This is a genomic window from Flagellimonas myxillae (assembly GCF_023502235.1).
In the GTDB taxonomy this organism is placed as follows: domain Bacteria; phylum Bacteroidota; class Bacteroidia; order Flavobacteriales; family Flavobacteriaceae; genus Flagellimonas; species Flagellimonas myxillae.
In genome coordinates, this window is sequence record NZ_JAMFLY010000001.1 from 134821 (window position 1) to 161321 (window position 26501).

At 42.8% G+C, this 26501-nt stretch carries 34 protein-coding genes; 32 read left to right on the top strand and 2 right to left on the bottom strand.

Going from position 1 to position 26501, the window contains the following annotated elements; genetic code table 11:
• Window positions 1-2 precede the first annotated feature (2 nt).
• From rpsC to M3P07_RS00745, 26 genes are all read left to right on the top strand, one after another.
• Entirely contained in the window at window positions 3-719 is a 717-nt protein-coding gene (rpsC, locus tag M3P07_RS00620) for a 30S ribosomal protein S3 (protein WP_249967960.1), read from the top strand.
• A gap of 20 nt (window positions 720-739) precedes the next feature.
• Complete coding sequence (gene rplP, locus M3P07_RS00625) at window positions 740-1159, top strand: 50S ribosomal protein L16 (protein WP_073181010.1); 420 nt, start codon at window positions 740-742, stop codon at window positions 1157-1159.
• A gap of 19 nt (window positions 1160-1178) precedes the next feature.
• Complete coding sequence (gene rpmC, locus M3P07_RS00630) at window positions 1179-1370, top strand: 50S ribosomal protein L29 (protein ID WP_249655644.1); 192 nt, start codon at window positions 1179-1181, stop codon at window positions 1368-1370.
• A gap of 13 nt (window positions 1371-1383) precedes the next feature.
• Window positions 1384-1644, top strand: coding sequence for a 30S ribosomal protein S17 (gene rpsQ, locus M3P07_RS00635; RefSeq protein WP_249655645.1), 261 nt, complete (start codon window positions 1384-1386; stop codon window positions 1642-1644).
• A gap of 2 nt (window positions 1645-1646) precedes the next feature.
• Window positions 1647-2015 carry a 50S ribosomal protein L14 gene (rplN, locus tag M3P07_RS00640; protein WP_073181004.1) on the top strand — a complete coding sequence of 123 codons (369 nt, stop codon included), beginning with the start codon at window positions 1647-1649 and terminating at the stop codon, window positions 2013-2015.
• A gap of 16 nt (window positions 2016-2031) precedes the next feature.
• Window positions 2032-2343: a 50S ribosomal protein L24 gene (rplX, locus tag M3P07_RS00645; RefSeq protein WP_249967961.1), complete on the top strand. Its 312-nt coding sequence runs from the start codon at window positions 2032-2034 to the stop codon at window positions 2341-2343.
• Between the two features lie 2 nt (window positions 2344-2345).
• Window positions 2346-2897, top strand: coding sequence for a 50S ribosomal protein L5 (rplE, locus tag M3P07_RS00650; protein ID WP_249967962.1), 552 nt, complete (start codon window positions 2346-2348; stop codon window positions 2895-2897).
• A 1-nt stretch (window position 2898) separates the two neighbouring features.
• Entirely contained in the window at window positions 2899-3168 is a 270-nt protein-coding gene (gene rpsN / locus M3P07_RS00655; protein WP_116218582.1) for a 30S ribosomal protein S14, read from the top strand.
• A gap of 17 nt (window positions 3169-3185) precedes the next feature.
• Window positions 3186-3584 (top strand): 30S ribosomal protein S8, encoded by a 399-nt coding sequence (rpsH, locus tag M3P07_RS00660; RefSeq protein ID WP_249967963.1) that lies wholly within the window; start codon window positions 3186-3188, stop codon window positions 3582-3584.
• Window positions 3585-3603: 19 nt separating this feature from the next.
• Complete coding sequence (gene rplF, locus M3P07_RS00665; protein ID WP_249967964.1) at window positions 3604-4146, top strand: 50S ribosomal protein L6; 543 nt, start codon at window positions 3604-3606, stop codon at window positions 4144-4146.
• Window positions 4147-4157: 11 nt separating this feature from the next.
• Window positions 4158-4511, top strand: coding sequence for a 50S ribosomal protein L18 (gene rplR, locus M3P07_RS00670; protein ID WP_249967965.1), 354 nt, complete (start codon window positions 4158-4160; stop codon window positions 4509-4511).
• Between the two features lie 6 nt (window positions 4512-4517).
• A complete protein-coding gene (gene rpsE / locus M3P07_RS00675) occupies window positions 4518-5042 on the top strand; it encodes a 30S ribosomal protein S5 (RefSeq protein WP_249967966.1) in 525 nt (174 codons plus the stop codon).
• Window positions 5043-5097: 55 nt separating this feature from the next.
• Entirely contained in the window at window positions 5098-5277 is a 180-nt protein-coding gene (gene rpmD, locus M3P07_RS00680) for a 50S ribosomal protein L30 (protein WP_249967967.1), read from the top strand.
• An 11-nt stretch (window positions 5278-5288) separates the two neighbouring features.
• Window positions 5289-5741: a 50S ribosomal protein L15 gene (gene rplO, locus M3P07_RS00685; protein WP_249967968.1), complete on the top strand. Its 453-nt coding sequence runs from the start codon at window positions 5289-5291 to the stop codon at window positions 5739-5741.
• 13 nt (window positions 5742-5754) lie between these two features.
• Window positions 5755-7098 carry a preprotein translocase subunit SecY gene (gene secY / locus M3P07_RS00690; RefSeq protein ID WP_249967969.1) on the top strand — a complete coding sequence of 448 codons (1344 nt, stop codon included), beginning with the start codon at window positions 5755-5757 and terminating at the stop codon, window positions 7096-7098.
• Window positions 7099-7162: 64 nt separating this feature from the next.
• Window positions 7163-7378, top strand: coding sequence for a translation initiation factor IF-1 (gene infA, locus M3P07_RS00695; protein WP_014031991.1), 216 nt, complete (start codon window positions 7163-7165; stop codon window positions 7376-7378).
• 4 nt (window positions 7379-7382) lie between these two features.
• The gene (gene ykgO / locus M3P07_RS00700) at window positions 7383-7499 is read left to right on the top strand and encodes a type B 50S ribosomal protein L36 (RefSeq protein WP_013621733.1); all 117 of its coding nucleotides are present in this window, start codon (window positions 7383-7385) and stop codon (window positions 7497-7499) included.
• Window positions 7500-7501: 2 nt separating this feature from the next.
• Complete coding sequence (gene rpsM / locus M3P07_RS00705; protein WP_249967970.1) at window positions 7502-7876, top strand: 30S ribosomal protein S13; 375 nt, start codon at window positions 7502-7504, stop codon at window positions 7874-7876.
• Window positions 7877-8013: 137 nt separating this feature from the next.
• Complete coding sequence (rpsK, locus tag M3P07_RS00710; protein ID WP_249967971.1) at window positions 8014-8406, top strand: 30S ribosomal protein S11; 393 nt, start codon at window positions 8014-8016, stop codon at window positions 8404-8406.
• Window positions 8407-8503: 97 nt separating this feature from the next.
• Complete coding sequence (rpsD, locus tag M3P07_RS00715) at window positions 8504-9109, top strand: 30S ribosomal protein S4 (RefSeq protein WP_249967972.1); 606 nt, start codon at window positions 8504-8506, stop codon at window positions 9107-9109.
• A gap of 18 nt (window positions 9110-9127) precedes the next feature.
• The gene (locus M3P07_RS00720) at window positions 9128-10120 is read left to right on the top strand and encodes a DNA-directed RNA polymerase subunit alpha (protein ID WP_097047045.1); all 993 of its coding nucleotides are present in this window, start codon (window positions 9128-9130) and stop codon (window positions 10118-10120) included.
• Between the two features lie 59 nt (window positions 10121-10179).
• Window positions 10180-10686 carry a 50S ribosomal protein L17 gene (rplQ, locus tag M3P07_RS00725; RefSeq protein WP_249967973.1) on the top strand — a complete coding sequence of 169 codons (507 nt, stop codon included), beginning with the start codon at window positions 10180-10182 and terminating at the stop codon, window positions 10684-10686.
• A 95-nt stretch (window positions 10687-10781) separates the two neighbouring features.
• On the top strand, window positions 10782-11894 hold the full coding sequence (carA, locus tag M3P07_RS00730) for a glutamine-hydrolyzing carbamoyl-phosphate synthase small subunit (RefSeq protein WP_249967974.1): 1113 nt from the start codon (window positions 10782-10784) through the stop codon (window positions 11892-11894).
• Between the two features lie 117 nt (window positions 11895-12011).
• Window positions 12012-13304 (top strand): phosphopyruvate hydratase, encoded by a 1293-nt coding sequence (gene eno / locus M3P07_RS00735; RefSeq protein WP_249967975.1) that lies wholly within the window; start codon window positions 12012-12014, stop codon window positions 13302-13304.
• Between the two features lie 114 nt (window positions 13305-13418).
• Complete coding sequence (locus M3P07_RS00740) at window positions 13419-14963, top strand: glycogen synthase (RefSeq protein WP_249967976.1); 1545 nt, start codon at window positions 13419-13421, stop codon at window positions 14961-14963.
• Between the two features lie 123 nt (window positions 14964-15086).
• A complete protein-coding gene (locus tag M3P07_RS00745) occupies window positions 15087-16373 on the top strand; it encodes a citrate synthase (protein WP_249967977.1) in 1287 nt (428 codons plus the stop codon).
• A gap of 47 nt (window positions 16374-16420) precedes the next feature.
• Here M3P07_RS00745 and M3P07_RS00750 read toward each other — a convergent pair whose 3' ends face one another.
• Window positions 16421-16888 (bottom strand): hypothetical protein, encoded by a 468-nt coding sequence (locus M3P07_RS00750; protein WP_249967978.1) that lies wholly within the window; start codon window positions 16886-16888, stop codon window positions 16421-16423.
• A 294-nt stretch (window positions 16889-17182) separates the two neighbouring features.
• On the opposite strand from M3P07_RS00750, the gene M3P07_RS00755 reads away from it, so the two are divergent.
• Entirely contained in the window at window positions 17183-18094 is a 912-nt protein-coding gene (locus M3P07_RS00755; RefSeq protein ID WP_249967979.1) for a dimethylarginine dimethylaminohydrolase family protein, read from the top strand.
• A 96-nt stretch (window positions 18095-18190) separates the two neighbouring features.
• Here the strand turns inward: M3P07_RS00755 and M3P07_RS00760 are convergent, their stop codons facing one another.
• Window positions 18191-19222 (bottom strand): substrate-binding domain-containing protein, encoded by a 1032-nt coding sequence (locus tag M3P07_RS00760; RefSeq protein ID WP_249967980.1) that lies wholly within the window; start codon window positions 19220-19222, stop codon window positions 18191-18193.
• A 304-nt stretch (window positions 19223-19526) separates the two neighbouring features.
• On the opposite strand from M3P07_RS00760, the gene M3P07_RS00765 reads away from it, so the two are divergent.
• From M3P07_RS00765 to M3P07_RS00785, 5 genes are read left to right on the top strand one after another with little or no spacing between them, the layout of a single operon-like run.
• Window positions 19527-21356 carry a sodium:solute symporter family protein gene (locus M3P07_RS00765; protein ID WP_249967981.1) on the top strand — a complete coding sequence of 610 codons (1830 nt, stop codon included), beginning with the start codon at window positions 19527-19529 and terminating at the stop codon, window positions 21354-21356.
• Between the two features lies 1 nt (window position 21357).
• On the top strand, window positions 21358-22335 hold the full coding sequence (locus M3P07_RS00770; RefSeq protein WP_249967982.1) for a DUF4434 domain-containing protein: 978 nt from the start codon (window positions 21358-21360) through the stop codon (window positions 22333-22335).
• Window positions 22332-23486 (top strand): n-acyl-d-glucosamine 2-epimerase, encoded by a 1155-nt coding sequence (locus M3P07_RS00775; protein WP_249967983.1) that lies wholly within the window; start codon window positions 22332-22334, stop codon window positions 23484-23486. Before M3P07_RS00770 ends, M3P07_RS00775 begins: the two co-directional genes overlap by 4 nt.
• A 12-nt stretch (window positions 23487-23498) precedes the next feature.
• Window positions 23499-24602: a glycoside hydrolase family 10-like protein gene (locus M3P07_RS00780; protein WP_249967984.1), complete on the top strand. Its 1104-nt coding sequence runs from the start codon at window positions 23499-23501 to the stop codon at window positions 24600-24602.
• A 5-nt stretch (window positions 24603-24607) separates the two neighbouring features.
• Window positions 24608-26443, top strand: coding sequence for an FAD-dependent oxidoreductase (locus M3P07_RS00785; protein WP_249967985.1), 1836 nt, complete (start codon window positions 24608-24610; stop codon window positions 26441-26443).
• Window positions 26444-26501 lie beyond the last annotated feature (58 nt).

Consider the following 26501-nt stretch of genomic DNA (forward strand, 5'->3'; position numbering starts at 1 on the left):
ATATGGGACAGAAGACCAATCCGATAGGAAATCGTTTAGGAATCATCAGGGGATGGGAATCCAACTGGTATGGCGGTAACGATTACGGCGATAAGCTGGCTGAGGATGATAAGATAAGAAAGTATATCCATGCGCGTTTGGCCAAGGCCAGTGTGTCAAGGGTAATTATTGAAAGAACCCTAAAATTGATCACCATTACCATTACCACGGCAAGACCTGGTATCATTATCGGTAAAGGTGGGCAAGAGGTAGATAAGCTTAAGGAAGAGCTTAAGAAGATTACCAACAAAGAGGTTCAGATCAATATCCATGAAATCAAGAGACCTGAATTGGACGCCAATTTGGTTGCTGCGAGTGTTGCAAGACAGATCGAGAGCAGAATTTCATACCGAAGAGCCATCAAAATGGCCATTGCAGCTGCAATCCGTATGAATGCCGAAGGGATTAAGATTCAGATTTCTGGACGTTTGAACGGTGCTGAAATGGCACGTTCAGAATCCTATAAGGAAGGACGAATTCCATTGTCAACTTTCCGTGCTGATGTCGATTATGCTTTGGTTGAAGCCCACACCACTTACGGAAGATTGGGAATCAAAGTTTGGATCATGAAAGGTGAGGTCTACGGAAAAAGAGAGCTTTCCCCATTGGTAGGATTGTCCAAGAGTCAAGGAAAAGGCGACAAGCGTGATGGTAAAAAACCACAACGTCGTAGAAAGTAATAAGATAAAGAAAAGGTAAGATGTTACAGCCAAAAAGAACCAAATTTCGTAAAGCCCAGAAGGGACGTATGAAAGGAAATTCCCAGAGAGGGCACCAACTTTCCAATGGAATGTTCGGTATCAAATCCTTGGATTCCCATTTTATTACTTCCCGTCAGATTGAGGCTGCGCGTATTGCTGCGACAAGGTATATGAAAAGACAAGGTCAATTGTGGATCAAAATTTTCCCGGACAAGCCCATCACCAAAAAGCCTCTTGAGGTACGTATGGGTAAAGGTAAGGGTGCTCCAGAATATTGGGTGGCCGTTGTTAAGCCTGGAAGAATCATGTTTGAAGTTGCCGGTGTGCCTATGGATGTTGCCAAGGAAGCCTTGCGACTTGCAGCTCAAAAGTTGCCTGTGAAAACCAAGTTTATCGTAGCAAGGGATTATTCCGCTTAATATTTAATTGGAAAGAAAGATGAAACAATCAGAGATAAAAGAACTTTCAATTGAAGAGCTAAAAGAAAAGCTTGCTGACCTTAAAAAACAGCACGCAGATCTTAAGATGGCCCATGCCGTAACTCCGTTGGAAAATCCTATGCAGATTAGAAAAACTAGAAGGACGGTAGCAAGACTTGCAACAGAATTAACTAAAAGGGAATTACAATAATCGGTTTTGCCTTATGGAAGATAAAAGAAATTTAAGAAAAGAAAGAATAGGCGTTGTTACCAGCAACAAAATGGAGAAATCCATCGTAGTTTCTGAGGTAAAGCGAGTAAAGCACCCTATGTACGGTAAGTTCGTTTTGAAGACCAAGAAGTATGTGGCTCATGATGAAAAGAATGACTGCAACGAAGGTGATACCGTAAAAATTATGGAAACCCGACCATTGAGCAAGACGAAATGTTGGAGATTGGTTGAAATCCTTGAAAGAGCTAAATAATTATGTTACAGCAAGAATCAAGATTAAAGGTTGCGGACAACACTGGTGCAAAAGAAGTTTTGACCATCCGCGTTCTCGGAGGAACTAAGAGAAGATACGCTTCTTTGGGTGATAAGATTGTAGTAACCGTAAAGGAAGCTACCCCCAACGGAACTGTAAAAAAAGGTTCGGTTTCCACAGCTGTGGTGGTTAGAACAAAAAAGGAAGTAAGAAGACCTGATGGATCTTACATCCGTTTTGACGACAATGCCTGTGTGCTTTTGAACCCAACAGGTGAAATGCGCGGAACCAGGGTTTTTGGTCCAGTGGCCAGAGAACTTAGGGACAAGCAGTTCATGAAGATTGTTTCATTGGCTCCGGAGGTGCTTTAACAGAAATATTAGTAAGATGAAATTGAAGATAAAAACAGGGGATACCGTAAGGGTCATTACAGGAGACCACAAAGGCACCGAAGGAAAAGTGCTCCAGGTAGACCGTGAAAAGAACAAGGCCATCGTAGAGGGAGTCAATATGGTTTCCAAGCACGAAAAGCCAAGTGCCAAGAATCCTCAGGGAGGAATTGTGAAAAAGGAGGCCTCTATCCATATTTCCAACCTTTCGTTGATCGACCCAAAATCTGGGGAGACCACTCGAGTAGGTTACGAAGTAAGGGATGGTAAGAAAGAAAGGTTGGCCAAAAAATCCAATGAAGTAATCTAGTTATGAGCTACATTCCAAGATTAAAGCAAGAATATAGGGAGCGTGTAATCAAAGCGCTTTCCGAGGAATTTGGGTACAAGAACGTAATGCAGGTTCCCAAACTGGAAAAGATTGTTGTTAGCCGTGGTGTTGGTGCCGCAGTTTCGGACAAGAAGCTGATCGACCATGCCGTTGAGGAGTTGACCAACATTACTGGTCAGAAAGCGGTAGCTACAATCTCCAAAAAGGACGTTGCTTCCTTTAAATTGAGAAAAGGAATGCCCATCGGTGCCAAAGTTACCTTGAGAGGGGAGCGCATGTATGAGTTTTTGGACCGATTGATTACTTCTGCCCTACCAAGGGTACGTGATTTTCAGGGTGTAAAAGCAACCGGATTTGACGGAAGGGGAAATTACAGCTTAGGGGTGACCGAGCAAATCATTTTCCCGGAGATCAACATCGACAAGATCAACAGGATCAACGGAATGGACATCACTTTCGTTACTTCTGCTGAAACAGATAAAGAAGCAAAATCATTGTTAACCGAATTGGGAGTACCCTTTAAAAAGAACTAGTATGGCTAAGGAATCAATGAAAGCCCGTGAGAGAAAAAGGGCAAAGATGGTTGCAAAGTATGCAGAAAAAAGAAAAGCTTTGAAAGAAGCCGGTGATTACGAGGCTTTGCAAAAGCTTCCTAAGAACGCTTCTCCGGTTCGCATGCGTAATCGCTGCAAATTGACCGGTAGACCAAGAGGATATATGAGAACATTTGGTATTTCCAGGGTTACATTCAGGGAAATGGCCAATCAGGGCTTGATTCCAGGAGTTAAAAAGGCAAGTTGGTAAACAGATAAAGAAGAGAAATGCTTACAGATCCAATTTCAGATTATTTGACCAGAATTAGAAATGCCAGCAGGGCAGGTCATAGGGTAGTGGATATTCCTGCTTCCAATCTTAAAAGACAGATGACCAAAATTTTGTTTGATCAAGGATATATCCTGAGCTACAAATTTGAGGAAAACGATACCCAAGGAAATATTAAAATAGCCTTGAAGTACGATAAGTTTACCAAGGAGCCGGTTATCAAAAAATTACAAAGGGTGAGCAAGCCTGGACTTCGTAAGTACGCAGGTTCAGAAGAGCTTCCAAGAGTTCTTAACGGTTTGGGGATCGCTATTGTCTCTACCTCCCATGGGGTAATGACCAGCAAACAGGCCAAACAAGAAAACGTAGGTGGCGAAGTATTGTGCTACGTTTATTAATTGAGAAAAGAAAAGAAAAATGTCTAGAATAGGTAACAATCCAATTACGATTCCAGAGGGTGTCACTGTAGAAGTGAACGAGAATGTAGTTACCGTAAAGGGTAAATTGGGAGAACTATCCCAAGAATTTTCTGGAGTGGAGATCAAGGTGGAAGATGGAAGCGTTCAGCTTTCCCGTTCTTCCGAATCCAAAGAGCTTAAAGCGAAGCACGGACTTTACCGCGCCCTTATCGCTAACATGACAGAAGGAGTTTCCAAGGGATGGACCAAGGAATTGGAATTGGTAGGTGTAGGTTATAGAGCAAGCAACCAAGGACAAAAATTGGATTTGGCTTTAGGTTTCTCACACAATATTGTGTTGGATATTGCTCCCGAGGTTAAAATCGAGACGATTTCCGAAAAAGGAAAGAACCCTATCGTAAAGTTGACTTCACACGACAAACAATTGGTAGGCCAAGTAGCTGCCAAGATCCGTGGCTTCCGTAAGCCAGAGCCTTACAAAGGAAAAGGTGTCAAGTTTGTTGGTGAACAATTAAGAAGAAAAGCAGGTAAATCAGCATAATAAGTAAGACTATGGGATTATCCAAGACTGAAAGAAGATTACGCATCAGAAGAAGAATTAGAAAAATTTCTTCTGGTACTGAAGCAAGACCAAGACTCTCTGTATTCCGAAGCAATAAAGAGATATATGCTCAATTGATTGACGATAACAAGGGTGTTACTTTGGCTGCTGCCTCTTCAAGAGATAAAGATATCGAAGCCAAGGGAAACAAAACTGAAGTGGCGGCCTTGGTAGGAAAAGCCATTGCTGAAAAAGCAAAAAAGCTAGGTGTTGAAGCCGTAGCTTTTGATAGAGGTGGAAACCTATATCATGGAAGAGTTAAATCATTGGCAGAAGGAGCTAGGGAAGCAGGACTTAAATTCTAATAAACTATGTACCAGAAATACAAAAACGTAGAAATAGTTAAGCCAGGTGGACTGGAGTTGAAGGATCGTTTGGTTGGAGTCCAAAGGGTTACCAAAGTTACCAAAGGTGGTAGAGCATTCGGTTTTTCGGCAATTGTTGTTGTTGGTGATGAGAATGGAGTTGTTGGACATGGTTTGGGTAAATCCAAGGAAGTTGCCACGGCAATCGCCAAGGCCATCGAGGATGCCAAAAAGAATTTGGTAAGGATTCCATTGAACAGCGGAACACTACCACATGAGCAAAAAGGGAAATACGGTGGTGCAAGGGTTTACATCCAGCCAGCATCCCATGGTACCGGGGTTATTGCCGGTGGTGCCGTAAGGGCCGTATTGGAAGCAGTTGGGGTACACGACGTATTGTCAAAGTCCCAAGGTTCTTCCAACCCGCACAACGTGGTAAAGGCAACTTTTGATGCGCTTTTGCAACTAAGGGGAGCCCATACCGTTGCGAAGCAAAGAGGAATTTCCTTGGAAAAAGTCTTTAAGGGATAAACCAAGTTGACGGTAAGCAGTAAAGCTGAAGAACTGACAACTGAAAACTAAGAAAATGTCAAAGATTAAAGTTAAACAAGTAAAGAGCGCCATCAAAAGGACCCAGACCCAAAAGAGAACTTTGGAGGCCCTTGGTTTGCGTAAGATAGGTCATGTGGTGGAGCACGATGCAACACCGAATATCCTTGGAATGATCAATAAAGTAAAACACTTGGTTTCCACAGAGGAAGCTTAAATATAAGGCACATGGAGTTACATAATCTTAAACCAGCAGGAGGTGCTGTACATAAAGAAGGAAAACGTGTAGGTAGAGGAGAAGGTTCCGGTAAAGGAGGTACTTCTACCCGTGGACATAAAGGTGCCAAGTCCAGGTCTGGATATTCCAAAAAGATTGGTTTTGAAGGTGGACAAATGCCTTTGCAAAGACGTGTTCCCAAATTTGGATTTAAGAACATCAACAGAAAGGAATACCAAGGAGTTGGTTTGGACAAGCTTCAAGAATTGGTGGACAAGGGAATCGTGAAAAAAGAGGTGACCTTGAAAACTTTGGTTGAAAACAGATTGGCACACAAAAACGATTTGGTAAAGATTTTGGGGAATGGTGAGCTTAAGGCATCCCTAAAAGTATCTGTACATAAATTTACTGCTTCTGCAAAAGCAGCTATCGAGGCCGCAGGAGGTGAAGCAATAAGTTTATAAGGAATAAGAAGGCATGAAGAAATTTATAGAGACCATATCAAACATTTGGAAGATTGAAGAGCTAAGGCAACGTATTATTGTTACCCTTGGCTTATTGTTGGTGTACCGTTTTGGTGCACAAGTCGTTCTTCCCGGTATTGATACTTCCCAATTGGCACAATTGAACGATGCCACAGGAGAGGGAATTCTTGGATTGCTTAATGCCTTTACAGGAGGTGCATTTGCGAATGCATCCGTTTTTGCATTGGGGATCATGCCCTATATCTCTGCTTCCATTGTGGTGCAGTTGATGGGTATTGCCATTCCGTATCTGCAAAAATTGCAGAAAGAGGGTGAAAGTGGTAGAAAGACCATCAACCAGATAACCCGTTGGTTGACCATCGCCATCTGTATCGTTCAGGCGCCTGCCTATTTGTTTGGTTTGGGTGCTTTGGGTGTTCCAGATACCGCTTTTGTATTGGGTAAAGGTCTTGATTTTATTATCCCTGCAGTAATCATCTTGGTAACCGGTTGTGTGTTCGCCATGTGGTTGGGTGAGAAGATTACCGATAAAGGTATAGGTAACGGTATTTCCCTTTTGATCATGATCGGGATCATTGCCACAATGCCACAGTCCTTTGTTCAGGAGTTTATTTCAAGAACTGCCAACAACACCGGGGGAATCATGTTCATGTTGATTGAGGTGATCATTTGGTTCTTGGTAATCTTGGCCAGTGTATTGTTGGTGATGGCAGTACGTCAGATTCCTGTACAATATGCAAGAAGAACGGCTTCTGGAGGTTACGAGAAAAACATCATGGGATCAAGACAGTACATCCCTTTGAAGTTGAACGCCTCTGGGGTAATGCCAATCATCTTTGCCCAGGCAATTATGTTTGCGCCTAGTTTATTGGGTAGAACATTTAACGACACCGCTGTGGGTCAGTGGATGGAAGTCCAGTTTGCCGATATTTTCGGATTGGCCTACAACATCCTGTTCGCAGTGTTGATTATCATATTCACCTACTTCTATACGGCCATTACCGTTCCAACGAACAAAATGGCGGACGATTTAAAAAGAAGTGGAGGCTTTATACCGGGTATTAGACCTGGAAAGGAAACAGGGGATTTCTTGGACAAGATTATGTCCTTGATCACCTTGCCAGGTTCTGTTTTCTTGGCCTTGTTGGCAGTGTTGCCAGCGGTTGTGGTCAAGTTGATGGACGTACAGGCAGGATGGGCCCTATTCTATGGTGGAACATCGCTATTGATTATGGTAGGTGTGGCCATCGATACGGTACAGCAGGTAAATTCATATTTGTTGAACAGGCATTATGACGGTTTGATGAAAACCGGTAAGAACAGAAAAGTAGCTTAATTAGAAGATAGACTATAGTTGGATAGGGAACTAGCGACTAAGGACTAATAACTAATAACTAAATATGGCAAAGCAGCCAGCAATAGAACAAGACGGAACAATAATAGAGGCATTGTCAAATGCTATGTTCCGAGTAGAATTGGAGAATGGGCACGTTGTTACAGCTCACATCTCTGGGAAGATGCGTATGCACTATATCAAATTGCTTCCTGGAGACAAAGTGAAACTGGAAATGAGCCCGTACGATTTAACAAAAGCAAGAATTACTTACAGATACTAAAGCGATGAAAGTAAGAGCATCAATAAAAAAGCGTAGCGCCGAATGCAAGATTGTTCGCAGAAAAGGCAGATTGTACGTGATCAACAAAAAGAATCCTAGATTTAAACAAAGACAAGGGTAATTATGGCAAGAATTGCAGGGGTAGATATACCCAAACAAAAACGCGGAGTAATTTCATTGACCTACATCTACGGAATTGGTAAAAGTAGGGCACAAGAAATCTTGGCTAAAGCCCAAGTAAGTGAAGATACCAAGGTTTCCGACTGGAACGATGATGAGATTGGAAAAATCCGTGAGGCGGTTTCCGCTTTCACCATCGAAGGAGAACTTCGTTCCGAAACGCAATTGAACATCAAGCGTTTGATGGACATCGGTTGTTACCGTGGAATTCGACACAGAGCAGGATTGCCACTACGTGGTCAACGTACCAAGAACAACTCTAGGACAAGAAAAGGAAAAAGAAAAACAGTTGCCAACAAGAAAAAAGCAACTAAATAATAATTAGAAAGCAGTCATTAGTCTTTAGAAGTTAGAAGAATCTGTTTGAAATGTAAAAGTCTAGGATTCCAATAACTAAGATCTAACACCGCGTGCCGCTGAAGCTTTGGCGGAAGCGCAGCTAAACACTAAAAAATATGGCAAAAGCAAGTACCAAAACCACTAAGAAGCGCAAAGTGGTAATCGAATCCACAGGGGAGGCGCACATTGTAGCTTCATTCAATAACATCATTATTTCCTTGACCAACAAAAAAGGAGATGTAATCTCTTGGTCTTCTGCAGGAAAAATGGGATTCAGGGGTTCTAAAAAGAACACTCCCTACGCTGCCCAGGTAGCCGCAGAAGATTGTGCCAAGGTTGCGCACGAAGCTGGTCTAAGAAAAGTAAAGGTTTATGTAAAGGGACCTGGAAACGGAAGGGAATCTGCAATTCGTTCCATTCACAATTCAGGAATCGAGGTTACAGAGATCATCGATGTTACCCCATTACCGCATAACGGTTGTAGACCTCCAAAAAGAAGAAGAGTTTAATTAATCATAATCGGCCCGTTAGGGTCTTCACGAAAGTGCATGGAGATTATCGAAGGATAAGCCTTAATTCATAATCGCACTTTCAAAAAATTAGAAGATGGCAAGATACACAGGACCAAAAACAAAGATCGCTAGAAAGTTTGGAGAAGCGATTTTCGGAGACGACAAGTCTTTTGAAAAGAAAAATTATCCTCCAGGACAACACGGTAACAACAGACGCCGTGGTAAAAAATCTGAGTACGCTATCCAGTTGATGGAGAAGCAAAAAGCCAAGTATACTTACGGTATCTTGGAAAAGCAATTTAGAAACTTGTTTACCGAAGCCAAAAGACGCGAAGGTGTAACCGGTGAAGTGTTGCTTCAATTGTGTGAATCCCGTTTGGACAACGTGGTCTACAGAATGGGAATCTCCCCTTCACGTAGAGGTGCCAGACAGTTGGTTTCGCACAGACATATTACAGTAAATGGAAATGTAGTGAACATTCCATCATATTCCCTTAGAGCTGGTGATGTTGTTGGTGTTAGGGAAAAATCAAAATCAGTTCAATCCATCCAGGATTCTTTGTCCGCCAACAGCAGCGTGTACGAATGGATCACCTGGAATTCTGAAAAGAAGGAAGGAACCTTTGTTGCTGTTCCAGAAAGACTTCAGATTCCTGAGAATATCAAGGAACAACTAATCGTCGAGTTATACTCTAAATAAAATCAACATTAATCCAATATGGCATTACTAAATTTTCAGAAGCCCGATAAAGTTATAATGATCGATTCAACAGATTTCGAAGGGAAATTTGAATTTCGCCCTTTGGAACCTGGTTATGGATTAACAGTTGGAAATGCGCTAAGAAGAGTACTTCTTTCCTCCTTGGAAGGTTTTGCTATTACTTCTGTGCGTATCGATGGAGTTGAACATGAGTTTTCTGTTATCCCTGGCGTTGTAGAAGATGTTACGGAAATGATCTTGAACCTAAAACAGGTCCGATTCAAAAGACAGATTGATGATGTTGAGAGCGAAACTGTTTCTGTTTCCGTAAGCGGAAAAGAGCAGTTGACCGCTGGTGATTTCCAGAAATTTATTTCAGGTTACCAAGTGCTTAACCCGGATTTGGTTATCTGTAACATGGATCCAAAGGTGAGCATCAATTTGGAGGTGATCATTGAAAAAGGACGTGGTTATGTTCCCGCTGAGGAAAACAAGAAATCCAATGCTCCCTTGGGAAGTATTGCCGTTGATTCTGTTTATACTCCTGTAAAGAACGTAAAATATAGCATCGAAAACTTTAGGGTAGAGCAAAAGACCGATTACGAAAAATTGGTTTTCGAAATCATCACCGATGGTTCCATCCACCCAAAAGATGCACTGACCGAAGCTGCTAAAGTTTTGATCCATCACTTTATGTTGTTCTCTGATGAGCGTATCACCCTTGAAGCGGATGAGATCGCACAAACGGAGACCTACGATGAGGAATCCTTGCATATGCGTCAGTTGTTGAAGACCAAATTGGTAGACATGGACTTGTCCGTAAGGGCTTTGAACTGTCTTAAAGCTGCCGAGGTGGATACCTTGGGAGATTTGGTTTCCTTCAACAAAAACGATTTGATGAAGTTCAGGAACTTTGGTAAAAAGTCCTTGACCGAATTGGAAGAGTTGGTGATCAACAAAGGACTTCAGTTTGGTATGGACCTTTCCAAGTACAAATTGGACAAAGATTAATTAATCATATTTTGCTCTCCTGTTTTTGGGATTTGGTAGCAAGATGATAAACTAGAGAAATGAGACACGGTAAAAAATTCAACCACTTAGGGAGAACAGCAGCCCACAGAAAGGCAATGTTGGCCAATATGGCTTGTTCCCTAATCGAACACAAGCGAATCAACACCACGGTTGCAAAAGCCAAAGCGCTAAAGCAATTTGTGGAGCCTTTGATCACTAAGTCAAAAACTGAAAATAATCAGACCACCGAGAAAAGCACCCACAATAGAAGGGTGGTTTTCAGTAACCTTAGAAGCAAGCATGCAGTAGCAGAACTTTTCAGCACTGTTGCAGAAAAGGTTGGTGAAAGACCAGGAGGTTATACCCGAATCATTAAATTGGGTAACCGACTTGGGGACAACGCTGATATGGCGATGATCGAATTGGTTGACTTCAACGAATTGTACAACGCTGGTAAACCGGCCAAGAAATCTACTAGAAGAAGTAGAAGAGGAAAAGGTAAACAAGTCGAAGCTGCGGCACCCGTAGCTGAGACTAAAACAGCAGCGGACGATTCAGAAGAATAAGAAGATGTTATTAACTATTGTATTAGTGGAAAAAGGATAAGTGAAAACTTATCCTTTTTTTATGTTTTTTTGCAAACAGAAATTTTAGAACTCACATGAAATATCAGGCTAAGAAAAAGGCGCTAGTGCTATTGGCAGATGGCACGGTATTCTACGGCAAGGCCGTAGGCGACAGGGAAGGAACCGCAGTTGGCGAGGTATGTTTCAACACTGGGATGACAGGTTACCAGGAAATTTTTACCGATCCCTCGTATTACGGACAATTGATGGTGACCACCAACGCCCACATTGGGAACTACGGGACCAATTTAGAAGAAGTGGAATCGGATTCTGTTAAAATTGCCGGACTTATTGTCAAAAATTTCAGCTATGAATACTCCAGACCAAGTGCCGATGCCAGTCTGTTGGAATTCTTGGACAAAAACAACCTTTTTGCCATATCCGACGTAGATACCCGGGCCTTGGTAAGCTACATTCGCGATAACGGAGCCATGAACGCCTTGATCTCCACAAGGGTGGACGAGCTCGATGCCCTTAAGGAAGAACTGAAAAAAGTTCCGAGTATGGAAGGTTTGGAATTGGCTTCCAAAGTGTCTGCCAAGGAGCCGTACTATTTTGGCGAAGAAAATTCCGAAATCAAAATTTCGGCCTTGGATATCGGGATCAAAAAGAACATTTTGAGAAACTTGGCCCAAAGAGGGGCCTATGTCAAGGTTTTTCCGTACAACACCCCCTTCGAGGAGTTAAAGGCATGGAATCCGGATGGGTATTTTATCTCCAATGGTCCCGGTGACCCAGAACCGTTGACGGACGCCATAGCAACGGCCAAGGAGATGATCAATTCGGACAAGCCGCTTTTTGGAATCTGTCTGGGGCATCAAGTGTTGGCTTTGGCCAATGGGGTGTCTACCTATAAAATGCACCATGGTCATAGGGGAATCAATCACCCAATCCTGAATTTAGTTACCGGAAAGGGCGAGATTACCTCCCAAAACCACGGTTTTGCCATCAATAGGGAAGAAACCGAAGCCAATAAGGACTTGGAAATCACCCACCTTCACTTGAATGATAATACCGTAGCGGGTATCAAAATGAAGGACAAGGATGTTTTCTCGGTACAATACCACCCAGAGGCTAGTCCTGGACCCCATGATGCAGACTACCTGTTCGACCAATTTTTTGAAGCGATCAAAACCAGTCGCAACTAAAACGTTGTAGTTTATTTTTAGGTTATTATCAGTGTTTTATGGGTTTTAGAATGAAGCTAAAAGGGACTCCTTTTGTATCTTTGCCGAATTAATTTCAACCATAAATTTTAAGTTCACATGAGCATTATCATCAACATTCATGCAAGACAGATTTTAGATTCCAGGGGTAATCCTACAGTAGAAGTAGATGTTATCACTGAAAATGGCATTTTGGGAAGGGCTGCCGTGCCGTCAGGTGCGTCAACTGGAGAGCATGAGGCTGTTGAGCTAAGGGATGGTGGTGATACCTTTATGGGGAAAGGCGTAGGCCAAGCCGTGAACAATGTAAATACGATCATTGCAGAGGAATTGGTGGGGACCTCAGTATTTGAGCAAAACCATATTGATGAGACCATGATCGCATTGGACGGAACACCCAATAAATCCAAATTGGGGGCTAATGCCATTTTGGGGGTTTCGCTTGCTGCTGCCAAGGCTGCAGCCAATGAATTGGGATTGCCTTTGTACCGTTACGTAGGTGGGGTTAGTGCCAACACCCTTCCTGTTCCCATGATGAACATCATCAACGGGGGATCTCACTCCGATGCTCCAATCGCATTCCAGGAGTTTATGATCATGCCCGTGAAAGCAAAAGATTTTAGCCATTCCATGCAAATGGGAACCGAAATCTTCCACAACCTAAAAAAAGTCTTGCACGATAGGGGATTGAGTACCGCTGTAGGTGACGAAGGTGGTTTTGCCCCAAATTTGGAAGGTGGAACCGAGGATGCCTTGGATACCATTGCCAAAGCAGTGGAAAAAGCGGGATATAAATTGGGTGATGAGGTAATGATTGCCTTGGATTGTGCGTCCGCCGAATTCTATGTGGATGGCAAATACGACTATACCAAGTTCGAAGGAGATAAAGGAGTGGTAAGAACTTCAGAGGAACAAGCTGCATATTTGGCCGATTTATGTGCTAAATATCCAATCATCTCCATCGAAGATGGGATGGACGAAAATGACTGGGACGGTTGGAAAGTATTGACTGAAAAAGTAGGAGACAAGGTACAATTGGTAGGTGATGACTTGTTTGTGACCAACGTGGAAAGATTGTCACGTGGAATAGACAACGGGATTGCCAACTCCATTTTGATCAAAGTAAACCAGATCGGAACCCTTTCAGAAACCATTGCAGCCGTGAACATGGCCAAAAATGCCGGATACACCTCCGTAATGTCACACAGGTCTGGAGAGACCGAGGACAACACCATTGCAGACTTGGCAGTTGCGTTGAACACGGGACAGATAAAAACAGGTTCAGCTTCACGTAGCGACCGTATGGCAAAATACAATCAATTATTGCGTATAGAAGAAGAGTTGGGAAGTACGGCCTACTATCCACAAGAAAAAGCATTCAAAGTTCAATAATTGATGATGATTTGATAGCATTAAAAAGGCCTTTCCATATTGAGAAAGGCTTTTTTTTGCTTCCAACTTAAACTTTGGCTACCTTAATTGAATAAACCGAGCAAACTTACCTAAATGAAGAACTTTCTTTTTGTGGCAGCAGAAAACGATGCCTTGGCCAATTGTAAGGCCGGTGGAATGGGAGATGTGGTCAGGGATGTACCCAGGCAAATTTCCGAGCGCGGCGATAAAGTTCATGTAATTGTGCCTTCCTATAGCCGGTTGCACCAAGAGGGGCTATTTAAGGCAAATTTGAATTTCAGCTTAAGGGGACTTTCCTATACCGCAGAGTTGTACGAGGTAAAACCCAAAAAAGAGTTTCCGAATATTGTACACTATGTATTGCACCATCCAGAGATAGAAGCGGGTGATATCGCCCATATCTATCACAACGACCCCGAGGAGCCTTTCTATACGGATGCCATCAAATATTTCATATTTGGTACCGCGGTGGCCGAGGCCATAAAAAAAGGTGCCTTTGGCGATTTGGATATTGTGCACCTTCACGATTGGCATGCCAGTTTGCTGCTTTTTTTGAGGGAATACCATCAGGAGTATACCAACCTAAAGGATATACGCTTTGTATACAGCATCCATAATTTGGCGATCCAAGGTATTCGTCCTTTTGATGATAATTACTCCTCCGTTAGAAACTGGTTCCCCGATGTCATTTTTGACCACAGAATGCTGATGGACTATCGCTATCAAGATTGTATCAATCTAATGGCAGTGGGAATCCGTTTTGCAGATGCGGTTCATACCGTTTCCCCTTCCTACAAGGAAGATGTCATGAAACCTAGTTCCCCTCCAGAATTTATTGGGGGTGAAAGTTTGGAAGAGGACTTGAGAACAGCTGACGAAGAAGGAAGATTATTCGGAATTTTGAATGGTTGTAATTACAAAAACATCAACGTAGAGGAAAAAGGTTTTATCTACAGGAATACCGTAAAGGCCTTGTTCCGGTGGTTGCAGGAAGAATCCAAAAAATACAAAGCGGACTTTTTGGCCCATACCGGGGAGAAGATTATGGAATTTGTGGATAACCGACCCAAATTTATTGTGTCTAGTGTAGCACGGCTTACGGAGCAAAAGTTTTACTTTTTTAGGAGATCTCCGGAGGCCTTCGTCGAAATTCTAAAGAAACTGGAGAAAATCGATGGCATTTTTATGTTGTTGGGAACAGGGGCTCCCGAGTACGAGGAGTTGTTCAGAAAGCTGAGTTACGAACACAAAAACTTTGTGTTCACCAACGGGCAGTCAGAAAACCTGATAGACTCCATTTACCTCGAATCTGACTTGTATTTTATGCCCAGTCTTTTTGAACCCTGTGGAATAAGCCAAATGTTGGCTATGCGGAATGGAAATCCATGTTTGGTGCACCATACTGGAGGATTAAAGGATACGGTGAAGCACATGAAGACCGGATTCAGTTTTGATGGGGAAACTTATGATGACAAGATTAAAAATATGTTAGATAGCTTTGATCAGGCTTTGGGTGTGTATAAAAAAGATAAAGAAACATGGAAAAAAATCCAGGCTGCAGCCAAGCGGAAGCGTTTTACCTGGAAAAAATCCGTGGACAACTATTACAAAGATCTATATCAGTTTAACACTGCGTAAACTGTTTTATACTTAACATTTATTTGTGTTTTTGCCGGGGTAGAAAGGGGGTTCAGAAATTGTTAATGGTTCTCCTTTTTCGTAATTTCCCCCTCCTATTTTATTAATCCTTTACAAGTTAAAATGTCGGACAAAGCTACACTAGAATATGCAGGCGAGAAATACGAATTCCCAGTTATAGAAGGTTCTGAGAATGAGTTGGCAATAGATATAAAAACCCTCAGGGGAACCAGCGGGATCGTCACTATCGACCCTGGATACAAGAATACCGGTTCCTGTGAAAGTGCCATCACTTTTCTGGATGGGGAGAAAGGAATTTTACGCTACAGAGGATATTCTATTGAAGATTTGGCCGAAAAAGCTGATTTCTTGGAGGTGGCCTACCTTTTAATTTTTGGGGAATTGCCCAATAAGGAACAGTTGGAGACGTTCCATAACGACATCAAGGAAGAATCGCAGGTAGATGAGGAAATGAAGAAGATTTTGGATGCCTTTCCAAAGTCAGCACACCCTATGGGAGTTTTGTCCTCATTAACCAGTGCCTTGGTAGCTTTTAACCCTACATCGGTGGATGTATCCTCTGAAAAGGCCATGTACCATTCCATAGTGCGCATCCTGGCCAAATTCCCGATTTTGGTGGCTTGGACACAGCGTAAGAAAAAGGGTCTTCCCTTGGATTATGGGGACGATTCTTTGGGCTATGTGGAGAACTTCCATAAAATGATGTTCAAAAAGCCTAGCCAAGAATATAAAAAAGATACCATCGCCATAGATGCATTGGACAAATTGTTGATTCTTCACGCGGACCATGAGCAAAATTGCTCCACCTCCACAGTAAGAATAGTGGGGTCTTCGCATGCAGGACTGTTTGCATCCCTTTCCGCAGGAATCTCTGCGCTTTGGGGACCATTGCACGGAGGGGCTAACCAAGCTGTTTTGGAAATGCTTGAAGCAATCCAGGAAGATGGCGGCGACACCAAAAAATACATGGCCAAGGCAAAGGATAAAAACGACCCGTTCCGCTTAATGGGATTTGGACATAGGGTTTACAAAAATTTTGACCCAAGGGCCAGGATCATTAAGAAGGCGGCAGATGAGGTTTTGGGCAGTTTGGGTATTGACGATCCAATATTGGATATTGCCAAGGGTCTGGAAAAAGAGGCCTTGGAAGATGAATACTTCGTAAAGCGAAAATTGTATCCAAACGTTGACTTCTATTCCGGAATCATCTACCGAGCCTTGGGAATACCCACGGAAATGTTTACGGTGATGTTCGCAATGGGAAGATTACCCGGTTGGATTTCCCAATGGAGGGAAATGCGCTTAAGGGGCGAGCCCATAGGCAGACCAAGGCAAATTTATATTGGAGAAAACCACAGGCCTTTTGTGCCAGTGGGCAAACGCAAATAGTATAGTGTACAAATAAGTGTAGAGAGGCGGCCTATGGGGTCGCCTTTTTATTTGGAGTTTTTTGCCAATCCTTCGGAACTTGAACTGAGGGATTTGTCCAGATGGTAACAAATTTGCATGGCTCCTATATGGTAGTATGTATTTGCTTTTGATAAGGAATCGGTACCCAGCGCATCTTTGTACTTTTTGTATGCAGCATGCAAAAACTGGTGCGCCTCCGTGGAATTCAGGTTGTCCACAACAGAGTCCATGGATGCACCATATTTTTTTAAGGATTGGTCCATTTGGTTAGATGCCGCAGAATCTTTGGGAGCTGTTTTGGGCTGATTGATCAGGAATCCCGATAATTCCAAGGAATCTATACAATCGGAATATTTTGTGGCCTGATCTGGCACACGCTTTCCCCGTGTCCAAAAAGTGATTGTAGGGGGAACTTTTTCGGGGAACATACCTAAGGAGGCCAGACCAAGGCTCACCATTGCTATTAAACAGATGAATAGAACACTCTTTTTCATCCCGGGGGTTATTTTCTTACTTAAAGTTAGTACTATCTAGGATGATAATGGAAGGTTTTGCTAAAAAAGTCCAAATAAATTTTATCTATAAAACTCTGTAAATCAGTTAATTGAATCAATTTAAGGACTTTTACAATTATCATTGTTAAAAGTGTTTGTCCAACTGTGTTATTTTCCAATTATTGAAAGGGAAAATCGCCAACAAAGCACTAGTTTTGTCTTAGAATTTTTGAGGAATTCCTCCCAATACGGATAGTGACGCATCCTAGTATTGGTCCTGAAAATTGAAACAAAATGCAACTGCACATTGAAAATGAAACAAGCCCGCTTAAAGCGGTGATATTGGGAACGGCCGAAAGCTGTGGTCCGACCCCAAAACCAGAAGAGGCATACGATCCCAAATCCTTGGAGCATATTTTAGCGGGAACATATCCTGTTGAAGAAGATATGATCCAGGAAATGGACGCCTTCGCCAAAGTATTCAAAAAACACGGGGTGGAAGTGTTCCGTCCCTCTGTCCTGAGGGACTGTAACCAGATTTTTTCCAGGGATATCGCCTTTGTCATCGAAGACAAGCTTTTCCACTCTAACATCTTACCCGATCGTGAAAGGGAATTTGAGGCCATCCAACACGTTTTGGATAAGATCGATCCCAATAAGATCATTAGACCTCCAGAGGAAGTCCATATCGAGGGAGGGGATGTTATGCCTTGGAACGAATATATTTTTGTGGGTACCTATACCGGCCCTGATTATCCTGATTATATAACTGCGCGGACCAATAAGGAAGCTGTTGAGTTTTTGAGGGAACAGTTTCCAAACAAAACAGTGAAGGCTTTCGAACTCCGAAAATCCAATACCAATGCCAAGGAAAACGCACTGCACTTGGATTGCTGTTTTCAACCTGTGGGAACCGACAAGGCCATTTTGCACAAAAATGGCTTCTTGGTGGAAGATGAGTATCAATGGTTGGTGGATCACTTCGGTCAAGAAAATGTTTTTGAGATTACTAAAGATGAGATGTACCAAATGTTCAGTAATGTTTTCTCCATTTCTCCAGAGGTAGTGGTGTCCGAGAAAAACTTTACCCGTTTGAACAATTGGCTACGGGACCAGGGTTTTACCGTCGAGGAAATTCCGTATGCTGAAATTGCAAAACAGGAAGGACTGCTTAGGTGCAGCACAATGCCATTGATTAGAGAATAGCCCTTCATCTAAACTAGGAACCCTTTCCTCTAACAAGCCCGATTCGTTTTGGATTAAGGATGAAGCTTAGGAGATTGTTGGTATCAGACGATTGGACTAAATATAACTTTCCAAATTTTCCGTTAGTACAATATCAATGGGAAACAATCTTTTCCTGGCAACTTCGGTATTGTAAAGTAAATGCTCGGAAAGCGTATTGATGCACGCATCCCCTTGCAATTTCGGATTTTGGTTTAAAAGTATATGGATGTTGCCGGTTTGTAATTGTGCTATGTTTTTAGGAACCAGGTCATATCCAATAACCTTCATTTTTGGATGTTTGTTCAGATGTGTCGATAGCAAATGGGCTTTGGAAGTAGTAACATAAATCCCGATAAAATCCTCCAATTGATTGGGCAAATCCTCGGCTAAATTATCCGAGGCAAAAGAAACCGTATCAATTTCCACCTTTGCATTATGCTCTTTAAAGTAGGCCTTAAACCCTTTTTCCTTGTCCTTTAAATGAATGGCGTGATCCGTATCGATACCCAGATGGGCAATAAGGATTTTACATTTGGGAAAAGGCTCCACAAGATTATCCATAAGCTGTGCGGCAAGCCTACCACTCTTATAATAATCTTGCCCTACAAAGGTCATGTAATTCAGTTCCTCAATGGGTGTATTGATCAATCCGATTGGAATACCTTTCATTTCCGTGCTGGAAAATAGAGGCTTTAACTCTTCATAATGGATGGGGGCCATTAAAACGGCGTTTGGATTCAATTCCAAGGCTAGCTCCAACATTGTGGCAAAACTTTCCTTGCTTTTGTGGTAATGGAAATACTTGAGGATGATCCCAAATTGATCCAATTTTTTACCGGCCTCTTCAATACCTTGTGCACATTGGTTCCAATAAATATCCTGTGGATTGGGGTGGGGAATTACCACGGCAATAACGAGATCCTTATGTCTTTTTAGCGAACGGGCAATCAGATTTGGCTTATAATCCAATTCCTTGAGAACATCTTCCACCCTTTTTTTTGCCTTTGCAGATACCTTGCCTCTCTTGTTCACCACCCTATCAACAGTTCCTCGGGAAACTTGGGCAAGTTTGGCTATATCTTGTAGGGTATATTTTTTAGGGTGCATAAACAATTTTGATTTCAAGTCTTGGATAGTGGCGGTTTGGGATGGATTGAGGGTCCAATACTATGCAAAATTGGAGTGATATCACAATGATCAAAGTTGTAAAACAAGCCGCAATTAATAAATATTATTCAACAAAAATACATTTTCTTTATTGAATATATAAATGTGCTCGTGAACATTTTGTAATATATTAGAATATTTTAGATTTGTTACGGTTGGTTGATTGCGATCAATATGCACATCATGGCCATTCTTGGAGTTGTTGTACACTTTTTTGGAATCCCGAAGATAAATCAGAGGCACTATGGAAATTTCAAACATTGATATTGCAATTGTTGTTGCGTATATAATCGGGGTTTTGGCGCTTGGTTTTTATCTGTCCAAACGAGCTTCCAAAAACTTGGAATCCTATTTTTTAGGAGGCAATCAACTGCCATGGTACTACTTGGGACTGAGCAATGCCTCGGGCATGTTCGATATTTCTGGGACCATGTGGACCGTTGGGATCCTTTTCGTCTATGGACTTAAAAGTGCTTGGCTCCCATGGCTATGGCCCGTATGGAACCAGGTCTTTATTTTCGTATACCTCGCAGTCTGGATGCGTAAATCCAACGTAATGACCGGGGCCGAATGGATTACCTTTCGCTTTGGGGATGGCAAAGGAGCCAAACTTTCCCATATCATCATTGTAATATTTGCCGTAATCAGTGTGCTCGGTTTTATTGCCTACTTTTTTGAGGGAATTGGCAAGTATTGCACCTCCATTTTACCATGGGATTTGGCCTTTGACCTTTTCGGTTACCAAGTTTCCTCGGCCAAGAGCTACGCCTTATTGGTTTGTGGACTTACATCGCTATATACCGTCAAAGGGGGAATGCACAGTGTTGTGGCCACCGAGGTGATGCAGTTTGTTATTATGACCATTGCCTGTATTGGGGTTGGAATCATTGCCTATACCATGGTCGATGCGGGTCAAATAGATAAGGTGGTTCCAGCGGGTTGGAAAGATCTGATGTTTGGTTGGGAGTTAAATCTGGATTGGAGCAACGCCGCTTTTCCTCAGGTAAATTCCAAAATAGCAAAAGATGGGTTCGACCTTTTTGGGTTGCTTTTTATATTGATGGTGCTCAAGGGAATTTTTGCTTCCATTGCAGGCCCGGTGCCTTCTTACGACATGCAGCGAATTTTGGCCACTAGGACTCCTGGCGAGGCAGCTAAAATGAGTTTTTTAACCATATGTGTGCTTTATATCCCAAGATACTTCATGATTGTGGGTTTCACCGTGTTGGCATTGGTGTATTTGGGTCCGGAGCTTTTGCAGATGGGAGAAAATATCGATTTTGAACAGGTGCTTCCCATGGCCATAAACAAGTTTTTGCCTGTTGGTTTAAAAGGACTGATGCTAGCAGGGTTCTTGGCTGCATTTATGGGAACCTTTGCAGCTTTTGTAAACGCAGCACCGGCATATCTTGTAAACGATATTTATAAAAAATACATCAACCCCGGAGCTACGGACAAGCGTTTGGTAAAATTAAGCGTGCTTTCCTCCTTGGGGATGGTTATGGTGGGCATTGTTTTTGGCTTAAATGCGGGCTCCTTGAACGAACTGATACTTTGGCTTAGCTCTGCCCTGTACGGGGGTTATGTTGCGGCCAATGTGCTCAAATGGATTTGGTGGCGTTTTAGCGGAAATGGCTATTTCTGGGGGATGCTTTTCGGATTGATTGCTTCGACCGTCAAACTCTTTTTCTTCCCAGAGTATGTAGACATTTTTGTATTCCCCATCATCTTCCTTTTCTCGTTTTTGGGATGTATCATCGGCACCTATGTGGAGCCCCTTCCAAATAGGGAAAAAGTGAAAAAGTTCTACAAACAGACCAAACCATGGGGTTTTTGGGGGCCCATAAAAAGGGAAGTCATGCAGGAAGACCCCTCATTTGTCCCCAATATGGATTTTAAGCGGGACAGTTTCAATGTGGTTGTTGGCATTGTTTGGCAAATGGCACAAGTGGTCATTCCAATTTATTTTATGCTCCGGGAAAATACCCAAATGGTGATTTGGTCCGCAGTTTTGATTCTTACAAGTTACCTGCTCAAAAAGTTCTGGTGGGACAACCTAAAAAACCTTGAATAAGATGGGGAAACGGTTATTGATCAACGCAACGTTCTTGGATGAGATCAGCCATGATATCCCACACCAAAATTGGGGTAAAAAAGAGTGGGACAAAGATTTCCAACACATGAAAAAGATGGGGATCAATACGGTGGTGCTTATCCGTTCCGGATATCAAAAATTTTTGACCTACCCTTCGGAATATCTTATCCAGGAAAAGGGATGTTTTTCTCCCCCGGTGGACTTAGTCCAACAATTTTTGGAACTATCCGACACCTATGGGATGGATTTTTATTTTGGGACTTATGATAGTGGGGTGTATTGGAAAACTGGGGATATGACCCACGAGATTGATGTAAACCTCCATGTAATTGAGGAAGCTTATGAAAAATACGGGCATTACCATAGTTTCAAGGGGTGGTATTTGAGTTTGGAGCTCAGTAGAAAGACAAAGGGGGCTATTACCGCCATTGCCCAATTGGGAAATCACTGCAAAGCGATCAGCAATAATCTCCCTGTTCTTATTTCCCCGTGGATTGATGGCAAGAAAGCAATTACCGCTTCAGAAAGTATTTTGACCAAACAAAATGCAATTTCTTTGGAAGAGCATTTTCAGGAATGGGATGAAATTTTCAAGGGGATCCAAGGAGCTGTTGATATTGTGGCTTTCCAAGATGGACATGTGGATTACGATAAACTTGAGGAATATTTGGTGATCAATAAAAAACTGGCCGATACTTATGGGATGCGATCCTGGACCAATATTGAATCTTTTGATCGGGACATGCCCATCAAGTTCCTGCCCATCAAGTTTGAAAAGCTGTTGTTGAAAATGCAGGCGGCCCAAAGAGCCGGTTGTGAAAGAGCCATTACTTTTGAGTTTTCCCATTTTATGAGTCCGCAGTCTTCCTATTTACAAGCGGGCCATTTATACAATCGGTACATGGAATATTTCAAAAAAGAGATTTCGCAACAAACCCTAAATCAGAGTCAGTTTTGAAAGAATATGCCGCGCTATACCGATCAGAGCTGTTGGACGAGGTCCTTCCCTTTTGGGAGCAGCATTCCTTGGATACCGTTCACGGAGGGTACTTTTCCTGCCTTACCCCAGAAGGAAAGGTGTACGATACGGATAAATTTATGTGGTTGCAGGCCAGACAAGCTTGGATGTTCTCCAAACTGTACAATTCCTTGGAAGCTAAAGCAGGCTGGAAGGCAGCGGCCAAAAACGGCATTGACTTTTTAGAAAAATATGGACGGGACCCCCAAGGAAATTGGTACTTCGCCTTGGACCAAAAAGGGAATCCGCTAGTTCAGCCCTACAACATATTTTCCGACTGTTTTGCTGCAATGGCATTTGGGGAATACTATAAATTGGAAAGTGACGAACGCTACGCCAAGATTGCCAATGATACTTTTCATAATATTTTATCCAGACAACAAAACCCCAAAGGGAATTACAATAAAAAAGTTTCTGGAACGCGGAACTTACAGGATTTTGCCCTCCCGATGATCCTGTGCAACCTGGCCTTGGAACTTGAGCACTTATTGGAAGAGGGGCAGTTGGACCATTTAACTGATTCCATTGTGGATTTGATCATGAATTGGTTCTACGATGCCGAGACGGGGATGGTATACGAAAACATATCCCTCGACGGCAAATTTGTGGACAGTTTTGAAGGTAGATTGTTGAATCCGGGCCATGCCATAGAGGCCATGTGGTTTGTGATGAACATTGGTTTGCGAAAAAACGACCCCAATTTGGTGAAAAAAGCGGAAACCATCATGTACGAACAATTGGAATTAGGATGGGACAAGGAACATGGTGGAATATTCTATTTTATGGATGCCAAAGGCCATCCTCCCGAGAAATTGGAATGGGACCAAAAATTATGGTGGGTGCACTTGGAAACTTTAGTGGCCTTGGCCAAGACTTATGCCCACAACCAAAGTCCGAAGGCTGCGGCATGGTTTCACAAAGTGCACGAGTATGCATGGAATCATTTTAGAGATCCCATTAACGGAGGTGAGTGGTATGGTTACCTCAACCGCCAAGGACAACTTTTGTTACATTTAAAAGGAGGCAAATGGAAAGGTTGTTTTCACGTACCCCGGGCGTTGTTCGAGATTTCAAAAACCCTGAATATCTAATCCCTTAAGAGCATGACCACGCATAAACTTCTTAAAAGTGTACTGCAAATCGCTGCTTTTCTCATTTTCAGTTTTGGATATGCCCAGACAGAAAAAGGGGTATGGTTGACCGATGTGGCCAGCGAAGCTTTGGACAGTAAGGAAGGCATTCAACAAGTTGTTGCACGTTGCAAGGCCATTGGTTTGGACAATATTTATGTGGTAGTTTGGAACAGGGGACATACACTATATCCCAGTCAGGTGATGGATGATCATTTTGGAATCAAGGTGGCGCCTCGCTTTTCAAAGTTTGATGTGCTTCAGACGTTGATAGACGAAGCTCACAAAGAAAATTTAAAAGTGCACGCTTGGTTCGAGTTTGGCTTTTCGTCCAGTTATAAAGAAGCGGACGGGGGACACATCCTCCGTAAAAAACCGGAGTGGAAAGCTATTGATGTAGATGGAAACTTGGTATCCAAAAATGGGTTTCAATGGATGAATGCTTTTGATCCCGAGGTTCAGGATTTTCTATTGGATTTGATGGTCGAAGTAGTTGAAAATTACGACGTGGATGGCGTCCAAGGGGATGACAGGCTCCCTGCCAACCCCTCCACAGCAGGATATGATACCTATACGGTTTCCGAATACAAAAAGGAACACAATGGTGCATCCCCACCTGAGGATTATCGCGATTCGAATTGGGTGGACTGGAGGGCATCCCGGCTGAACCTTTTTGTCGAGCGGGTGTATAAAACCATTAAATCCGTTAATCCAGAAGTATTGGTCACCATGGCCCCGAGCATTTTCCCCTGGAGCAAGGAGGAATACCTCCAAGATTGGCCCACTTGGGTAGAAAATGGGTGGGTAGATCAGATCATTCCGCAAGTATATCGATATGATAGTAAAGCATATAGTTCAACATTGGAGTCGAATTTGGACTTTATGCCCATGGATAAACGAAGTTTGTTTGTGCCCGGGGTGCTATTACGGGTTGGCGATTACACACCTTCGAAACGATTCCTTAAAAAAATGATCAAGGCCAACCGCAGTTTGGGGTTAAAAGGGGAAGTGTTCTTTTTTTATGAAGGATTGCAGTTCCACGACGCCTTTTTCAATAAAACCTATCCAAAAATGTAAACTATATGAAAAAAGTAGTTGGTCTCTTGGTCTTCAGTTTAGTGTGTGTGTCCGCGATGGGACAACAGGAAGTGGATATAGTAATCGTTGGTGGGGGAGCTGGAGGAACTTCCGCAGGAATTCAGGCATCCCGAATGGGGGCAAAGGTCCAGATTATAGAAAAAACCTCTTGGTTGGGTGGTATGCTAACTTCGGCCGGGGTATCGGCCATTGATGGCAACCACAAAATGCCATCGGGCATCTGGGGAGAATTCCGGGAAAAACTATATGGTCATTATGGGGGACCCAAAGCCGTGGCCACAGGATGGGTGAGCCATACTCTTTTTGAACCTTCGGTGGGCAAGGATATTTTAACCGAAATGGCGACCCATCCCAATCTGGATATTGTTTATGGAGCCAGCTACAACAAGCTTGAAAGACAAAATGGAAGGTGGATTGTTCACTATAAAGTAAATGGGAAACCATATACCACGTTTGCTACGGTCCTTATCGATGCGACCGAAACCGGGGAGTTATTACCGCTGGTAGGGGCAGATTTTCGCTTGGGGATGGATTCTAAACAAGATACAGGGGAAAAGGAAGCTCCTGAAAGTTCCAATACCATAGTTCAAGATTTAACCTATGTGGCCATTTTAAAGGATGTTGGGGACCAAAGAAGCCGGAAAGGTCTTGTGAAAAAACCAAAAAATTACGACCCTGAAGCATATGTCTGTGCATGCAAACGGGAAGGAGGGGAAATGTTTGGTTCCGTGGCGGATTGTGATCAAATGCTGACATATGGAAAACTACCGAACCAAAAATACATGATCAATTGGCCCAATTGTGGGAACGACTTCTTTGTAAACTGGGCCGAACTTTCAACAACAGCGCGGGAAGATGCGTTGAAACAGGCAAAGGCCTTTACACAGGGGTTTGTGTACTATATTCAAAATGAGTTGGGGTATAAAAACCTGAGGTTGGCAGATGAATTCCCGACCCGGGACAATTTTCCCATGATCCCGTATCACCGGGAGGGCAGAAGGGCTGTTGGTAAAACCTTTTTGGTGGTGGACCATTTGGAAAGACCCTATGATTTCAAACTGTACAAGACCGGGGTGGCTATAGGGGACTATCCCATTGATCACCATCACGATAAAAACCCGGACACTCCGGCCATCGAATTCATCAATATTAAGGTGCCCAGTTATTCCATTCCCATGGGCAGTCTGGTCCCAGAAGGGGTCGATAATTTTTTGGTTTCCGATAAAAACATAAGTGTGTCCAATATTGTCAATGGAACCACCCGCTTGCAACCTGTGGTCTTGGGTATTGGGCAGGCAGCAGGTACCATAGCCGCAACCGCTATTAAAGAGCAAAAAAACACCTCGGAGGTGTCCATCAGACAAGTACAAAAGGCACTTGTTGAGAGCAAGGCCTACATTATGCCCTACATTGATGTAACTCCGGATGACAAAGCCTTCGGGGCAATCCAGCGGATTGGGGCGTCAGGGGTGCTTAAAGGATTTGGAGTTCCATACAAGTGGGCCAATGAAACTTGGTTTTACCCGGAAAGGATGGTATCGGAATTTGAATTGAAGCATGGGTTGCTCCCGCTATATCCTGAGCTTAAAAATGAACATGCTTCAGGTCAGGGGGTCACCCCAGCATTTTTGGCTGCAATCCTTGCGAAGGTTGATAAGGAAATCACCTTGGATAAGTTGGGGCAATTATGGAAATCTGAAGCGTTGGAACCACCGTTTTCGTCAGCTGTACAATTAAATAGGCGTACCCTTAGTATATTGATAGATAGGTTATTGGACCCTTTTGGGGTTCCAGTGGATTTTAATGGGAATTTTAACTAAAAAAATCCGACTTCCAAGGCTATTTTCTTGCATATAATTGTTGCATTTGCATGTATAT

What these genes read in the sequence shown, in the direction of transcription:
- ykgO (WP_013621733.1), top strand. Translation starts at nt 7,383, where the DNA reads ATGAAAGTAAGAGCATCAATAAAAAAGCGTAGCGCCGAATGCAAGATT.
- rpsM (WP_249967970.1), top strand. Translation starts at nt 7,502, where the DNA reads ATGGCAAGAATTGCAGGGGTAGATATACCCAAACAAAAACGCGGAGTA.
- rpsC (WP_249967960.1), top strand. Translation starts at nt 3, where the DNA reads ATGGGACAGAAGACCAATCCGATAGGAAATCGTTTAGGAATCATCAGG.
- rplX (WP_249967961.1), top strand. Translation starts at nt 2,032, where the DNA reads ATGAAATTGAAGATAAAAACAGGGGATACCGTAAGGGTCATTACAGGA.
- rpsK (WP_249967971.1), top strand. Translation starts at nt 8,014, where the DNA reads ATGGCAAAAGCAAGTACCAAAACCACTAAGAAGCGCAAAGTGGTAATC.
- rplO (WP_249967968.1), top strand. Translation starts at nt 5,289, where the DNA reads ATGGAGTTACATAATCTTAAACCAGCAGGAGGTGCTGTACATAAAGAA.
- M3P07_RS00745 (WP_249967977.1), top strand. Translation starts at nt 15,087, where the DNA reads ATGTCGGACAAAGCTACACTAGAATATGCAGGCGAGAAATACGAATTC.
- rplR (WP_249967965.1), top strand. Translation starts at nt 4,158, where the DNA reads ATGGGATTATCCAAGACTGAAAGAAGATTACGCATCAGAAGAAGAATT.
- M3P07_RS00780 (WP_249967984.1), top strand. Translation starts at nt 23,499, where the DNA reads ATGACCACGCATAAACTTCTTAAAAGTGTACTGCAAATCGCTGCTTTT.
- rpsH (WP_249967963.1), top strand. Translation starts at nt 3,186, where the DNA reads ATGCTTACAGATCCAATTTCAGATTATTTGACCAGAATTAGAAATGCC.
- rpmC (WP_249655644.1), top strand. Translation starts at nt 1,179, where the DNA reads ATGAAACAATCAGAGATAAAAGAACTTTCAATTGAAGAGCTAAAAGAA.
- rplF (WP_249967964.1), top strand. Translation starts at nt 3,604, where the DNA reads ATGTCTAGAATAGGTAACAATCCAATTACGATTCCAGAGGGTGTCACT.
- infA (WP_014031991.1), top strand. Translation starts at nt 7,163, where the DNA reads ATGGCAAAGCAGCCAGCAATAGAACAAGACGGAACAATAATAGAGGCA.
- rpsD (WP_249967972.1), top strand. Translation starts at nt 8,504, where the DNA reads ATGGCAAGATACACAGGACCAAAAACAAAGATCGCTAGAAAGTTTGGA.
- M3P07_RS00750 (WP_249967978.1), bottom strand. Translation starts at nt 16,888, where the DNA reads ATGAAAAAGAGTGTTCTATTCATCTGTTTAATAGCAATGGTGAGCCTT.
- carA (WP_249967974.1), top strand. Translation starts at nt 10,782, where the DNA reads ATGAAATATCAGGCTAAGAAAAAGGCGCTAGTGCTATTGGCAGATGGC.
- M3P07_RS00770 (WP_249967982.1), top strand. Translation starts at nt 21,358, where the DNA reads ATGGGGAAACGGTTATTGATCAACGCAACGTTCTTGGATGAGATCAGC.
- M3P07_RS00740 (WP_249967976.1), top strand. Translation starts at nt 13,419, where the DNA reads ATGAAGAACTTTCTTTTTGTGGCAGCAGAAAACGATGCCTTGGCCAAT.
- M3P07_RS00765 (WP_249967981.1), top strand. Translation starts at nt 19,527, where the DNA reads ATGGAAATTTCAAACATTGATATTGCAATTGTTGTTGCGTATATAATC.
- eno (WP_249967975.1), top strand. Translation starts at nt 12,012, where the DNA reads ATGAGCATTATCATCAACATTCATGCAAGACAGATTTTAGATTCCAGG.
- rplQ (WP_249967973.1), top strand. Translation starts at nt 10,180, where the DNA reads ATGAGACACGGTAAAAAATTCAACCACTTAGGGAGAACAGCAGCCCAC.
- rpsQ (WP_249655645.1), top strand. Translation starts at nt 1,384, where the DNA reads ATGGAAGATAAAAGAAATTTAAGAAAAGAAAGAATAGGCGTTGTTACC.
- rpsE (WP_249967966.1), top strand. Translation starts at nt 4,518, where the DNA reads ATGTACCAGAAATACAAAAACGTAGAAATAGTTAAGCCAGGTGGACTG.
- rpsN (WP_116218582.1), top strand. Translation starts at nt 2,899, where the DNA reads ATGGCTAAGGAATCAATGAAAGCCCGTGAGAGAAAAAGGGCAAAGATG.
- rplE (WP_249967962.1), top strand. Translation starts at nt 2,346, where the DNA reads ATGAGCTACATTCCAAGATTAAAGCAAGAATATAGGGAGCGTGTAATC.
- secY (WP_249967969.1), top strand. Translation starts at nt 5,755, where the DNA reads ATGAAGAAATTTATAGAGACCATATCAAACATTTGGAAGATTGAAGAG.
- rplN (WP_073181004.1), top strand. Translation starts at nt 1,647, where the DNA reads ATGTTACAGCAAGAATCAAGATTAAAGGTTGCGGACAACACTGGTGCA.
- M3P07_RS00755 (WP_249967979.1), top strand. Translation starts at nt 17,183, where the DNA reads ATGCAACTGCACATTGAAAATGAAACAAGCCCGCTTAAAGCGGTGATA.
- M3P07_RS00760 (WP_249967980.1), bottom strand. Translation starts at nt 19,222, where the DNA reads ATGCACCCTAAAAAATATACCCTACAAGATATAGCCAAACTTGCCCAA.
- M3P07_RS00785 (WP_249967985.1), top strand. Translation starts at nt 24,608, where the DNA reads ATGAAAAAAGTAGTTGGTCTCTTGGTCTTCAGTTTAGTGTGTGTGTCC.
- rplP (WP_073181010.1), top strand. Translation starts at nt 740, where the DNA reads ATGTTACAGCCAAAAAGAACCAAATTTCGTAAAGCCCAGAAGGGACGT.
- M3P07_RS00720 (WP_097047045.1), top strand. Translation starts at nt 9,128, where the DNA reads ATGGCATTACTAAATTTTCAGAAGCCCGATAAAGTTATAATGATCGAT.
- rpmD (WP_249967967.1), top strand. Translation starts at nt 5,098, where the DNA reads ATGTCAAAGATTAAAGTTAAACAAGTAAAGAGCGCCATCAAAAGGACC.